The following is a 12,367-nucleotide window of genomic DNA, read 5'->3' as shown; positions in this document are numbered from 1 at the left end:
ATCTGCGCGGCGGGCTGGAAACGGTCCGCCGCGTTTCGTTTGGCTATCCATAAGGATGAGAAGCCGGAGCTGAATTCATACCTGAAGAGCAATGACAGCCTTCAAGCTCGGTAATACTTTCGAACGGGATGGTGCTGTCCCCGGATCGCCACCGCAAGGCAGCATAATGGACAGATCATCCACCGTCTGGAGTTTCAAACGGAGGGGAAAACATGGCGCACAAGTTCGAGATCAAGAAGAACAAGGCTGATGAGTACGTCGCCTACTTCAAGTATAACGGCGAAATCATATTCTGGACCGAAGGCTACAAATCCAAGGCCTCGGCCATCAACGCCATCGAGTCGATCAAGAAGAACGGCCCGGACGCCCCCACCGAGGACAACAGCTGAGAGATTTGAGTTCGCCAGCCGAGCGAGAGCATCCGGCTGCCCGGCGAATGACGGAACCCGCCGGACCGGAGCCGGCGGGTGTCCTGCCCTCGTCAAGTCGCCACGGCGAAGACGCGGATGCGATGCCCATCGGGATCGGTCAGCATCAAACTGCGGCCGAAGTCCAGATCGACCGGCGCCTGGAAAACCGGCAGCCCGCGCGCCAGCCAGCGCTGGTGAAACGCATCGACGTCAGTGGGCGACTTCATCGCAATGCCGATTTCCAGGGCGCCCGGCGCCCCGCCGGTCACCGGTTCAACAGTCTGCTTGGACCAAAGGCCGACCTTGATGCCGCCATGGAGAACGAACAGCACGAAGGTTGGCGACGACTCGACCGGAGCCGTTTCGAACAGCTCGCGGTAGAAGACGCCGCTCGTCTCGGGATCGGCGACATGCAGCAGATAGTAAGTGGGGGTAATCACGGGCGCCTCCTCGCATTGCGATAAAACACCCATAGAACAAACTGCTGCCAATTTTTGGCAGCATCAAAGCGTCAAGCAAAGAATCCGGAACACACGTCAGACGCGGCGGCGCAGGAAGAATGCGGGCAGCCGGAGGTGAACCAGCGTAGCCCCAACGGCATACGCGACCTCGAAGAAGATGGCCGCTTCTACGATGTGAAGAGCCAGGCGCGAACCGGAAGCGCCAAGGGTCATGGCTTCCAGGGATGCACAGATGCAAGCCGCAAATGCCAGCGGAGCCATGGCGATGACGCGGAACTGCGTTCCGACGACAAGGCCGGCGACGACCAGCACAAGGACCAGTTCAAGCGCAAGCATGTATCGGCCTCCGATACTCGGGATCGCCCTCCCCCGCCGCGGGGCCGGAACGAACCGTCAGCCTGGGTTTTTAATCCAGTAGGAATCTATCATGTTTAAATCTTGCCAATCAGTCTATTTCTACTTAGTCGTAGTACCACGTGAAATGGTTAATGTCCTCTGGACATCTCGCTGGAAGTTGCACTGAGGACGCGGATACCCCTTTTTATTCAGCCACTTGTTAAGAATAGAGCCTCGACTAGACTTTAGTCGGCACGAAGGTCATCGACGACTTCTCGCCGCCCACTCGGCCTTTTGCTCCCGCTCGCGCTCCTCGCGTTCCGGGTCGAGCGTGCGATAAAGCGAAATACTATCGGTCGGTCGATATCCCAGCGCCGCGTAAAAGGCGAGCACAGCCTGATTTTCGCTGCGAACGAGCAGATTGAGCTTCGGGGCACCGCGCGCCCGACACCAGCCCTCAGCCGCCTCGACCAAGGCTCGCCCGACACCGCCGCACCGCTGATCCGGATCGACGCCCAGATAGTAAAGCGCGCCGCGATGACCATCATGACCGGTCATGGCAGCCCCGACGATGCGTCCATTCCGCCGCGCGACCAGAACAGTGGCGTTCTCCGTCGTCTCGGCCAACGCCATGTCCGCCACGGGATCGTTCCACGGCCTTGTCAGGCCGCAGCGCGTCCAGAGCGCGATGACGGCCTCGCGCTCGGCCCCGTCCATCTCATCGATCACCAAGGCACTCTCGAAATCCACGTCCTGCCCTCCGGAAATGACACGGCGATAGCCGGGACATCGCCAACACCACTTCAGATATAGCCGATCTCAATCGGAAATGCGGCGCCCCATCGCCGTCAGGCACCACGCGACGCGAAAAGCCATGGAGGAGTAAACTCTATGTATCTCAACAACTTCGAGCAGGCATCCATCGTCCGGCATCATGTCCGCGCGACACTCCGCCCCAGTTTTCTTCGCACCAACGGCGTCGGCCCTCTTGAAATTCGAGTCACTTTCGATATATCTAATTACATCACGAGATAACAGGAGCTATCTATGCATCACAGATTCCACCAAAATGACGACATTCACTGCCGGGATGACCGCCGTGCCGCCGGTAGCCGCGGTCCTTTCGGCCGGCCCTTCTGGGGCGAACGTGGAGATCGGCCGGAGCGTCATGGCCCCGGCCAGCGCGGCGGCCCCTTCGGTCGCGGTCGCTTCTTCGACAATGGCATGCTGCGCCTCGTCGTTCTGGCGCTGATCGCCGAACAGCCGCGCCATGGCTACGAGATCATCAAGGAGATCGAGGACCGTACCGGCGGCGCCTACGCGCCGAGCCCCGGCGTCATCTACCCGACCTTGACGCTGCTTGAGGAAACCGGGCAGATCGAGGTGATGAATTCGGAGGGCAACAAGAAGCTCTACGCCGCCACCGAGGCCGGTCGCACCACCGTGGAAGAGAACCGCGCCGCCATCGACGCCGTACTCGCCCGCTTCGCCGAGGCCGGCTCGGACCGCCGTCCCGAACACAACCCGCGCCTGTTCCGGGCCGTCGAGAACATGCGCCTCGCCATGCGGCTGAAGATGCAGAGTGCGGCCCTGACGCCAGAGCAGATCGACGCGCTGGCCGATCTGCTCGACGAGACGGCCCGCAAGATCGAACAAATCTGAGGCGGCGTCCTTTCGCAAAGCAAACGCCCGCCCGAGCCTCCGCTCGGACGGGCGTTTTTTTCTGCCTGACGATCAACCCGGTTCAGCCGGCGAGCGCCTTGCGGATGGCCTCAAGCGCCTCGGCGGCCTTGGCACCGTCCGGACCGCCGGCCTGCGCCATGTCGGGACGGCCGCCGCCACCCTTGCCGCCAAGCGTTTCGGACGCCACGCGCACCAGATCGACGGCGGAGAAGCGCGCCGTCAGGTCGGCCGTCACGCCGACCACCACGCCCGCCTTGCCGTCCTCGGAGACGCCGACCAGAGCCACCACGCCGGAGCCCAGCTTGGCCTTGCCCTCGTCGACGAGGCCCTTCAGATCCTTCGGGCTGACCCCCTCGGCCACGCGGCCCAGGAACTTGACGCCGGCAATCTCGGCCACCTCGTCGGCGGCAGTGCCGCCACCCATGGCGAGCTTGCGCCTGACGTCGGCCAGTTCGCGCTCCAGCTTGCGACGCTCTTCGACCAGCGCCGCCACGCGATCGACGACATCGCCGACGGGCACCTTGAGCTCGCGAGCAACGTTGCGAACCGTCTTCTCCTGATCCTCGAAATAGGCGCGGGCGCCATCGCCCGTCAGCGCCTCGATGCGGCGCACGCCTGCGGCGACGGCGCTTTCGGCGACGACATGAACGAGACCGATCTCGCCGGTACGCGACACATGCGTACCGCCGCAAAGCTCGGTCGAGTAGGTCTTGCCGGCCTTCTCGCCCTCGATGGCCGTGCCCATGGTGACCACACGCACCTCGTCGCCATACTTCTCGCCGAACAGCGCCATGGCGCCCTCGGCGATCGCCTCTTCCTGCCCCATCAGGCGGGTCATCACCGGACCGTCCTGCAGCACGATGGCGTTGGCGAGGCGGCTGACCTCGGCCAGTTCCGTCTCGTCCATCGGCTTGGGATGGGAGAAGTCGAAGCGCAGGCGATCGGGCGTCACCAGCGAGCCCTTCTGGGCCGCATGCTTGCCCAGAACCGAGCGCAGCGCCTCATGCAGAAGATGCGTCGCCGAGTGGTTGGCGCGGATGCGCGACCGGCGGGCATGGTCGACCGCCAGCTCGACCGGCTCGCCAACCTTCACGGTGCCTTCCTCGACCGTCACCTGATGCACGAAGAGACCGTCGGCCTTCTTCAGCACGTCGGTCACGGCCAGACGGAAGCCGGCGCCGGAGATGCTACCCGCGTCTCCCACCTGACCGCCGGACTCGCCATAGAACGGCGTCTGGTTGACGACAAGCGAGCCGGTCTCTCCGGCCTTGAGGTCGGCGACCTCCTTACCGTCCTTGACCAGGGCCACCACGACGCCCTCGGCCTTCTCGGTATCGTAGCCGAGGAACTCGGTGGCGCCGACCTTCTCGCGCAGACCAAACCACACCGTCTCCGTCGCAGCCTCGCCCGAGCCGGCCCAGTTGGCGCGCGCCTCGGCCTTCTGCCGTTCCATGGCGGCGGCGAAACCATCCGTATCCACGGAGATGCCGCGCGCCTTGAGCGCGTCCTGGGTGAGATCGAGCGGGAAGCCATAGGTGTCATAGAGCTTGAAGGCCGTCTCGCCGTCGAGGCTGCCGCCCTTCGCCAGGCCAGTCGTCGCCTCGTCGAGCAGCCCCAGGCCGCGCGCCAGCGTCCGGCGGAAGCGGCTTTCCTCAAGTTTCAGCGTCTCGGTGATCAGCGCCTCGGCTCGAACGAGTTCGGGATAGGCCTGGCCCATCTCGCGCACCAGCGCCGGAACGAGGCGATGGAGCAGCGGTTCCTGGGCGCCAAGCAGATGGGCATGGCGCATCGCCCGGCGCATGATGCGGCGGAGCACGTAACCGCGCCCTTCGTTGGACGGCAGCACGCCGTCGGCCACCAGGAAGCTGGAGGCACGCAGGTGGTCGGCGATGATTCGATGCGAGGCGAGCTGGCTGCCCTCGGCGGCGACGCCGGTCGCCTCGACCGAGGCGCGGATCAGCGCCTGGAACAGGTCGATGTCGTAGTTGTTGTGAACGCCCTGCAGCACGGCCGCGATACGCTCAAGGCCCATGCCGGTGTCGATCGACGGCCGCGGCAGATTGACGCGCTCGTCCTTGGAAATCTGCTCGTATTGCATGAACACGAGGTTCCAGATCTCGATGAAGCGGTCGCCATCTTCCTCGGCCGAGCCCGGAGGGCCGCCCCAGACGTGATCGCCGTGGTCGTAGAAGATCTCCGAGCAGGGACCGCAAGGACCGGTGTCGCCCATGGCCCAGAAGTTGTCCGAGGTGGCGATGCGAATAATGCGATCCTCGGAGAGACCGGCGATCTTCTTCCAGTAGGTCGCAGCTTCCTCGTCCTCGGAATAGACTGTCACCAGAAGCTTGTCCTTCGGCAGCCCGAACTCCTTGGTGATCAGGTTCCAGGCCAGCTCGATCGCCCGGTCCTTGAAGTAATCGCCGAAGGAGAAGTTGCCCAGCATCTCGAAGAAGGTGTGATGGCGGGCGGTATAGCCGACATTGTCGAGATCGTTGTGCTTGCCGCCGGCGCGGACGCACTTCTGCGACGTGGTGGCGCGGCTGTAGGGACGCTTCTCCAGGCCGGTGAAGACGTTCTTGAACTGCACCATGCCGGCGTTGGTGAACATCAGGGTCGGGTCGTTGCGCGGCACCAGCGGGCTCGACGACACCACCTCGTGACCGTTCCTGCCGAAATAGTCGACGAAGGTCTTCCTGATCTCGTTCACACCACTCATGACGATCCGCCTGCCTGCGCTGGGGCGGCGCCCGCGCGACACGCGCAGTCGATCCGCCCGAACCCCATTTCCCGCGAGCCGCTCGCACGCTCCCGCAACCAATGCCCTGCATCGAGCGACAGCGAAAAAGGGACCGGCCGGCGGGGGTCGTCTCGGCAATCCGTATGGCGCCTCGTGACGGCAACCTTTCGGAGGGAAGGACGCGCAGGCCAGACCGGCTCCGACGTCATCGGTTCCAAGCAAGGCAAAGCGTTATTTAGCCGCCGGCCATGCGCCTGTCCAGCGGCGGCGGTCCGCAGACCGCAAGGATATTCCGCCGCCGTGCGCGGCGCTCCAGCCGTCGGGACCCTCAGCCTTCCGGAGCCTCGCGCGCCGCCCAGGCGTCGATCTCCACCTTGAGGGCGGGCGAGGCCAGCGCCGACACGTAAAGCAGCGTCATGCAGGGCCGATGGGCGCCGAGAAACGCATCCAAAACCTGCCGCCGGCGGTCAGCGTCGATATCGCCGACGAGTTAGAAGGTCAGCTTGACGAGGTCGCCCCCCCATGCCGGCCGCTTCGAGATTGCGGCGAATATTGTCGAGCGCCACCTCGATCTGCCCCACCGGATCGGATGGCGGCACGCCATCGAGACCAAGTCCGATCTGGCCGGACAGAACCAGCCAGCGAGCACCCGGCGACACTTCGATCTGGTGGCTATAAGCGGCGACCGGCGCATGAACGCCGGCCGGATTGCGAAGTTGCATGAAGACTCTCTAGGTCCAGCGCCGAATGGCCGCCGGCCTTACGCCCGGATAGGAAGCAAGGCCGGGCCATCGATCTTACTCGCCGTCGGGCGCCGTTCCCTCGGCGTCATCCTCGGGCGCACCCTTCAGAATGGAGTCGGCGATGACGCCGGCATTCTGACGGATGGCCGCCTCGATCTCCGTGGCGAGGGCTTCGTTCTCGCGTAGGAACTGCTTGGCGTTCTCGCGGCCCTGGCCGAGACGCTGGCTGTTGTAGGAGAACCAGGCGCCGGACTTCTCGACGATGCCGGCCTTGACGCCAAGATCGATCAGCTCGCCGACCTTGGAAACACCCTCGCCGTAGAGGATGTCGAACTCGACCTCGCGGAACGGCGGCGCCAGCTTGTTCTTGACCACCTTGACGCGGGTCTGGTTGCCGACGATCTCCTCGCGGTTCTTCAGCGCACCGATGCGGCGGATGTCGAGACGCACCGACGAATAGAACTTGAGGGCGTTACCGCCGGTGGTCGTCTCCGGGCTGCCGAACATCACACCGATCTTCATGCGGATCTGATTGATGAAGATCACCATGGTCTTCGACTTGGAAACCGACGCCGTCAGCTTGCGCAGCGCCTGGCTCATCAGGCGAGCCTGCAGGCCCGGCAACTGATCGCCCATCTCGCCCTCGAGTTCGGCCCGCGGCGTCAGCGCCGCCACCGAGTCGACGACCAGAACGTCGACGGCGCCCGAGCGAACCAGCGTATCGGTGATCTCGAGCGCCTGCTCGCCGGCATCCGGCTGCGAGATCAGAAGATCGTCGAGATTGACGCCCAGCTTGCGGGCATAGACCGGATCGAGCGCATGCTCGGCGTCGATGAAGGCGCACACGCCGCCGCGCTTCTGCGCCTCGGCCACCGTGTGCAACGCCAGCGTCGTCTTGCCCGACGATTCCGGACCGTAGATCTCGACGATGCGCCCCTTCGGCAGACCGCCGATGCCAAGCGCGATGTCCAGGCCGAGCGAGCCTGTCGGCACCGTCTCCACTTCCACCACCTGGCCCTTGCCGAGGCGCATGATGGACCCCTTGCCGAAGGCCCGTTCGATCTGCGACAGGGCGGCGTCGAGCGCCTTGGTCTTGTCCATGGAGGTTCCTTCCACGAGGCGAAGTGAATTCTGCGACACTGGCTTCGCTCCTTATTTCACGGCCGTTCCCGGATTTCAAACTCGCCGTCAATGTACACGATTTGTTCCTGAGAGCAAGCGGCATATATGTCCTTGACACATAAAAGCAAGTCTGGTTTCGTTCCTGTCGTGTTCCGGCTGGTCCGAAACGCCGGAAATCGGGGAGAAAACTGCTGGCTACGGGGAATCGAAACGGGGCTTTCGGGCCGCTCATGGTGGTCGGCGGCTGTCATCAGGACGTACTCGGCCGCGCCGGCCTCATCTACGAGCCGGCGACCTCGTGCCCAGGCATCGTCACCCGTCGTCCGGGCGGCGTGGCGCGCAACATCGCCGTGTTGCTGGGGCGAGCCGGAGCGCCCTGTCGCTTCATATCCGTGGTCGGCGACGACTCGGCCGGCCGGGAACTGATCGCCGAACTCGACGCGGCAGGCCTCGACACCAGCGCGATGGGGATCGATGCGGCCGGCCGCACAGGCACCTACCTTGCCATTCACGACGAGACCGGCGAACTCGTCTCGGCCATCTCCGACCTCGGCCTCTACGATTCCTTCGTGCTGCCGGCGGCTGCACTTCACGCCGATGACAACGTCCTGGTCTTCGCCGACGCCAATCTCGCGCCCGGCGAACTCCTCCGTCTTGCCGACGCTCATGGCGACAGGCTGGTGGTCGATGCCATTTCGCGAGCCAAGGCCCCGCGTCTCAAGCCTCTCGTCACATCGGGCGCGCTCTTCATCTGCAACCTCCCGTCGGCGGAGCACCTCGTCGGTCATCCGGTGAGCCGGCCGATCGAGGCGGCCGAACGTCTGGCGGCAGCCGGCGCGCGGCGGGCCGTGATCACCGGCGGCTCGAAGCCGCTCGCCATCCTGCATGACGGCCGCATCACCGAGCTGACACCTCGACCGACCGAGGTAGTCGACGTCACCGGCGTCGGAGACGCACAGACGGCGGGCATCCTGCTGGCCCTGTCGGCGGGCGCGCCGCTGCTTGCCGCCGTCGAAGTGGGCATGGCAGCAGCCCGCGCCGCGCTTGCCACCGTCGGCGCCTTGCGCAGCCTGCCGGAGGATGTGGTCGCCTCGGCCGTGGCAACGGCCGGGATCTAGACCAAGCTAGGTTTATCAAAGTCCCATTGAAAGATCAGGGCGATTTCCGTTTTTTGCCGGATGTCGCGTCTTCCCCCTTTCACGAGGCAGTCATCCTGGCGTATAGAGTGCGGCTCGGAGATCCATCACTCGCCGCCGACGTCGCGTGCCCGCTCCGTGGCCTAGTCGTGCGGCCACAATCGGAGGCATGATGGCATCCCTGCCACTCGTCTATTCGCCCGAAGTCGAAGCCGCGATCGCAGCCGGCAAGCCGGTCGTCGCGCTTGAATCGACCATCGTCACCCACGGCATGCCCTATCCGGACAACGTCGAGACGGCCCGCGCTGTCGAGACCGAAATCCGCAGCCGCGGCGCCGTGCCGGCCACCATTGCCGTGCTCGACGGCAAGATCCGCGTCGGCCTCGACGCCGAGACGCTCGACAAGCTCGGCACCATGACCGGCGTCATGAAACTGTCGCGCGCCGACCTCGCCTTTGCGCTCGCCACCGGCCGTCCCGGCTCGACCACCGTCGCCGCCACGATGATCTGCGCCCGCCTCGCCGGCATCGACGTGTTCGCCACCGGTGGCATCGGTGGCGTCCATCAGGGTGCCGAGGAGAGCTTCGACGTCTCCGCCGACCTCGAGGAGCTCGGCCGCACGTCGGTGATCGTCGTCGCCGCCGGCGCCAAGGCCATCCTCGACCTGCCGAAGACGCTGGAGGTTCTCGAAACCAAGGGTGTTCCGGTGGTCGGCTATGGCACCGACGAGTTCCCGGCCTTCTGGTCGCGCGGCTCGGGCCTGAAGGCTCCCTTGCGACTCGATTCTGCCGCCGAGATCGCCGCCTTCCAGAAGGCGCGCGAGACGATCGGAATCGACGGCGGCATGCTGATCGCCAACCCGGTGCCGGAGACCGACGAGATCCCGGCCGTCCGCATGCAGGGTTTCATCGCGGCATCGCTCGCCTCGGCCAAAGCCGCCGGCATCTCGGCCAAGCAGGTGACGCCCTATCTGCTCGCCGACATGTTCGAGCGCACCGCCGGCTCGTCGCTCAAGACCAACATCGCGCTGGTCATGAACAACGCCCGCCTCGCCGCCGACATTGCCAAGGCCCTGAAGGGCTGATCGCAAGACCTGACCGCAAACGCTTCGGGGCCGGTCGCCCGGCCCCGACGAAATCAGTCTGCTGCAGGAAGCGCCGCCAACCTTATTCGGCCAGCGTTTCCTTCACCGTCGTCGCCAGCTGCTTCAGCGAGAAGGGCTTGGGCAGGAAGTTGAACTGCTCGTTCTCCGGCAGGTTCTTCTTGAAGGCGTCCTCGGCATAACCGGACACGAAGATGATCTTGAGATCGGGCTGGGTCTTGCGCAGCTCGCGCAGCAGCGTCGGTCCGTCCATCTCCGGCATCACCACGTCGGACACCACCAGATCGATCTTGCCGCTCACCTCGGCCATGACCTCCAGCGCCTCGGCGCCGGTCGATGCCTCGTGGACGGTGTAGCCACGCGAGGCCAAGGCGCGCGCGGCAAAGGCGCGCACCGCCTCCTCGTCCTCGACAAGCAGGATCGTCGCGTTGCCGGTGAGGTCGGCGATCGGCGTCGCCTCGACGTTCTTCTTCGGCACCGCGTCGGCCGGCGCCTCATGGCGCGGCAGGAAGATGTGGAAGGTGGTGCCGACACCCACTTCCGACACCGGATAGATGTAGCCGCCGGTCTGCTTGACGATGCCGTAGACGGTGGAAAGGCCGAGACCGGTGCCCTTGCCCACTTCCTTGGTCGAGAAGAACGGATCGAAGATCTTCTCCATGATCTCCGGCGTCATGCCCGAGCCGTTGTCCTCCACCTCGATATGCACGTAGTCGGCGGCCGGCATGCCCTTGAAGGGATAGGACCGGGCGCACTCGTCCGCCGTGACGTTGGAGGTGCGGATCTCCAGCTTGCCGGCTCTGGTCATGGCGTCGCGGGCGTTGACGGCGAGATTGATGACCACCTGCTCGAACTGGTTGAGGTCGGCCATCACCGGCCACACGTCGCGACCGTTGTTGACCTTGAGCTGAACCTTCTCGCCGAGAAGACGGCTGAGGAGGTTCGACAGCTCGGCCAGGACGTCGGACAGCACCAGCACCTGCGGCCTGAGCGTCTGGCGGCGCGAGAAGGCCAGGAGCTGCCGGACGAGACCGGCGGCGCGGTTGGCGTTCTGCTTGATGTTCATGATGTCCTGGAAGGACGGGTCGGTCGGCCGGTGGTTGTTGAGCAGCAGGTCGGAGAAGCCGATGATGGCGGTCAGCACATTGTTGAAGTCGTGCGCCACGCCGCCGGCCAGTTGGCCGACCGCCTGCATCTTCTGCCCTTGCGCGAATTGCGCCTCCAGCGCCCGCTGCTCGGTGGTCTCCAGCGCGTAGACGATGGCCACCTCGCCGTCGCCGGCGCCCTCCTCGACCGTCGACACATAGAAGCGGGCGGAGCGGTCGCCCTCGCCGGCCAGCGACACGTCGATGCCCGAAATGTTGCCCTGCCCGTTCACCGCCGACACGAGTGCCTCGGAGATCGCCTTGCGATCGCGTTCGGCGATCACGTCGGTCAGACGGCCGCGCGGCGCCGACGGATCCGGCCGGACCGAAGACCCGAACAGCCGCATGAACGGCGCGTTGTTGCGGCCGATGCGGCCCTCCTTGTCGATGGAGGCGATGGCAGCCGGTGTGTTGTTGAAGAAGCGGGTGAAGCGCACCTCGGCGGCACGCAGCGATTCCGACACGTCCTCGCCGGGCGAACGGTTCAGGACCAGGGTGCGGCTGTCGCCCACCGCACCGTCGCTGCCTACGGGCACGCGGTGGATGATGCGGACCGGCAGGATCTGGCCGTTGCGCTTGACCATGTCGAGGTCGACGATGCCGGTCTTCACCTCGCCGGACGCTCCCCGAATGCCGTCGAGCAGCGCCACGCCGTCGCCGACGACGATCTCCTTGAGCTGCATGGCGCCCGCCTCGAACTCGGTGAGGTCGTAGCCGAGCCAGTCGGTCAGCGTGGCGTTCATGTAGACGACGCGGCCGAGCGCATTGGCCGACAGGAAGCCGGCCGGCGCGTGATCGAGGAAATTCACCGCCCGCTGCAGCGCCTGGAAGCTGTTCTCCTGCTCGTCGCGGTCGCGCGTGATGTCGGCCACCTGCCAGACGTTGAGCGGCATGGAAAGGCCGGTGAGCGGCCTGACGCGGATGCGGTACCAGCGGGCCGGGCCGTCGATGCGGCCGAGCGGATGGGCGACGCGCAGCTCCTCCATCGCCCGCCGCCCTTCGCGCGACGCTTGCGCCAGGCGGAAGATCACGTCGGCGGTGTCCGGGTCGCCCGAAAACACCCGCTCGACGGTGCGGACATCGACGGCCGATTCGGCGCGGATCAGCCGGCCATAGGTGGCGTTGGCATAGACGATGCGGCCGTCGCCGTCGGTGACGCAGACGCCGTCGGTCATGGTGTCGAGAAAGCGCTTGGCGAGTTGAACCTGTCCGTCGTTGCGCGAGGAAAGGCGCACGAGGCCAATGGCGATGGCGAACAGCGAAAAGACGCCGATCACCGCCAGAAGGCCCAGAAGGCCGAGCACATAGGGTTCGGCCGCTGCCCGGTCGAGCACCGCGAACACCGCCGCGGCGGCCACCAGCGCCAGCGCCAGCGCAATGACCAGCCCCACGTTGCCGCCACGCTCGGAGCGATCGACGATCGGCGTTTCGACGGAAGGTGCCGACGGCTCGGTTTCGTTCATGCTGCTCTCGCCCTGCCCGCCTGCCGGCG

At 65.4% G+C, this 12,367-nt stretch carries 12 protein-coding genes; 4 read left to right on the top strand and 8 right to left on the bottom strand.

The window, feature by feature from the left end:
• Nucleotides 1–212 precede the first annotated feature (212 nt).
• The gene (locus M4J39_RS20955) at nucleotides 213–389 is read left to right on the top strand and encodes a YegP family protein (RefSeq protein ID WP_251730442.1); all 177 of its coding nucleotides are present in this window, start codon (nucleotides 213–215) and stop codon (nucleotides 387–389) included.
• A gap of 92 nt (nucleotides 390–481) precedes the next feature.
• On the opposite strand, the gene M4J39_RS20950 is transcribed toward M4J39_RS20955, so the two are convergent.
• The 3 genes from M4J39_RS20950 to M4J39_RS20940 form a co-directional block, all read right to left on the bottom strand.
• Nucleotides 482–850, bottom strand: a complete 369-nt coding sequence (locus M4J39_RS20950; protein ID WP_251730441.1) for a VOC family protein — start codon at nucleotides 848–850, stop codon at nucleotides 482–484.
• A 96-nt stretch (nucleotides 851–946) separates the two neighbouring features.
• On the bottom strand, nucleotides 947–1,207 hold the full coding sequence (locus M4J39_RS20945) for a hypothetical protein (protein WP_251730440.1): 261 nt from the start codon (nucleotides 1,205–1,207) through the stop codon (nucleotides 947–949).
• Between the two features lie 261 nt (nucleotides 1,208–1,468).
• Nucleotides 1,469–1,957: a GNAT family acetyltransferase gene (locus M4J39_RS20940; protein WP_251730439.1), complete on the bottom strand. Its 489-nt coding sequence runs from the start codon at nucleotides 1,955–1,957 to the stop codon at nucleotides 1,469–1,471.
• Nucleotides 1,958–2,254: 297 nt separating this feature from the next.
• On the opposite strand from M4J39_RS20940, the gene M4J39_RS20935 reads away from it, so the two are divergent.
• Complete coding sequence (locus tag M4J39_RS20935; RefSeq protein ID WP_251730438.1) at nucleotides 2,255–2,869, top strand: PadR family transcriptional regulator; 615 nt, start codon at nucleotides 2,255–2,257, stop codon at nucleotides 2,867–2,869.
• An 82-nt stretch (nucleotides 2,870–2,951) separates the two neighbouring features.
• On the opposite strand, the gene alaS is transcribed toward M4J39_RS20935, so the two are convergent.
• From alaS to recA, 4 genes are all read right to left on the bottom strand, one after another.
• The gene (gene alaS, locus M4J39_RS20930) at nucleotides 2,952–5,606 is read right to left on the bottom strand and encodes an alanine--tRNA ligase (protein WP_251730437.1); all 2,655 of its coding nucleotides are present in this window, start codon (nucleotides 5,604–5,606) and stop codon (nucleotides 2,952–2,954) included.
• Between the two features lie 349 nt (nucleotides 5,607–5,955).
• Complete coding sequence (locus tag M4J39_RS22950; RefSeq protein WP_256469841.1) at nucleotides 5,956–6,078, bottom strand: hypothetical protein; 123 nt, start codon at nucleotides 6,076–6,078, stop codon at nucleotides 5,956–5,958.
• A gap of 16 nt (nucleotides 6,079–6,094) precedes the next feature.
• Entirely contained in the window at nucleotides 6,095–6,349 is a 255-nt protein-coding gene (locus tag M4J39_RS20925; RefSeq protein WP_251730436.1) for a RidA family protein, read from the bottom strand.
• A gap of 75 nt (nucleotides 6,350–6,424) precedes the next feature.
• On the bottom strand, nucleotides 6,425–7,510 hold the full coding sequence (recA, locus tag M4J39_RS20920; protein WP_371875492.1) for a recombinase RecA: 1,086 nt from the start codon (nucleotides 7,508–7,510) through the stop codon (nucleotides 6,425–6,427).
• 212 nt (nucleotides 7,511–7,722) lie between these two features.
• Between recA and M4J39_RS20915 the strand changes: the two genes are divergently transcribed.
• Nucleotides 7,723–8,610, top strand: a complete 888-nt coding sequence (locus M4J39_RS20915; protein ID WP_251730434.1) for a PfkB family carbohydrate kinase — start codon at nucleotides 7,723–7,725, stop codon at nucleotides 8,608–8,610.
• A gap of 187 nt (nucleotides 8,611–8,797) precedes the next feature.
• A complete protein-coding gene (locus M4J39_RS20910; protein WP_251730433.1) occupies nucleotides 8,798–9,712 on the top strand; it encodes a pseudouridine-5'-phosphate glycosidase in 915 nt (304 codons plus the stop codon).
• 82 nt (nucleotides 9,713–9,794) lie between these two features.
• On the opposite strand, the gene cckA is transcribed toward M4J39_RS20910, so the two are convergent.
• Nucleotides 9,795–12,338: a cell cycle histidine kinase CckA gene (gene cckA / locus M4J39_RS20905; protein WP_251730432.1), complete on the bottom strand. Its 2,544-nt coding sequence runs from the start codon at nucleotides 12,336–12,338 to the stop codon at nucleotides 9,795–9,797.
• Between the last annotated feature and the right edge of the window lie 29 nt (nucleotides 12,339–12,367).

This window comes from Pleomorphomonas sp. NRK KF1 (genome assembly GCF_023721755.1).
Taxonomy (GTDB): Bacteria; Pseudomonadota; Alphaproteobacteria; order Rhizobiales; family Pleomorphomonadaceae; genus Pleomorphomonas.
Note: the sequence above shows the minus strand (reverse complement) of the source record. Positions and strands in the feature narration are given on the sequence as shown.

Coding starts and splice junctions, on each gene's coding strand:
- M4J39_RS20955 (WP_251730442.1), top strand. CDS start 213: ATGGCGCACAAGTTCGAGATCAAGAAGAACAAGGCTGATGAGTACGTC.
- M4J39_RS20945 (WP_251730440.1), bottom strand. CDS start 1,207: ATGCTTGCGCTTGAACTGGTCCTTGTGCTGGTCGTCGCCGGCCTTGTC.
- M4J39_RS20935 (WP_251730438.1), top strand. CDS start 2,255: ATGCATCACAGATTCCACCAAAATGACGACATTCACTGCCGGGATGAC.
- alaS (WP_251730437.1), bottom strand. CDS start 5,606: ATGAGTGGTGTGAACGAGATCAGGAAGACCTTCGTCGACTATTTCGGC.
- M4J39_RS20925 (WP_251730436.1), bottom strand. CDS start 6,349: ATGCAACTTCGCAATCCGGCCGGCGTTCATGCGCCGGTCGCCGCTTAT.
- M4J39_RS20915 (WP_251730434.1), top strand. CDS start 7,723: ATGGTGGTCGGCGGCTGTCATCAGGACGTACTCGGCCGCGCCGGCCTC.
- M4J39_RS20910 (WP_251730433.1), top strand. CDS start 8,798: ATGATGGCATCCCTGCCACTCGTCTATTCGCCCGAAGTCGAAGCCGCG.
- cckA (WP_251730432.1), bottom strand. CDS start 12,338: ATGAACGAAACCGAGCCGTCGGCACCTTCCGTCGAAACGCCGATCGTC.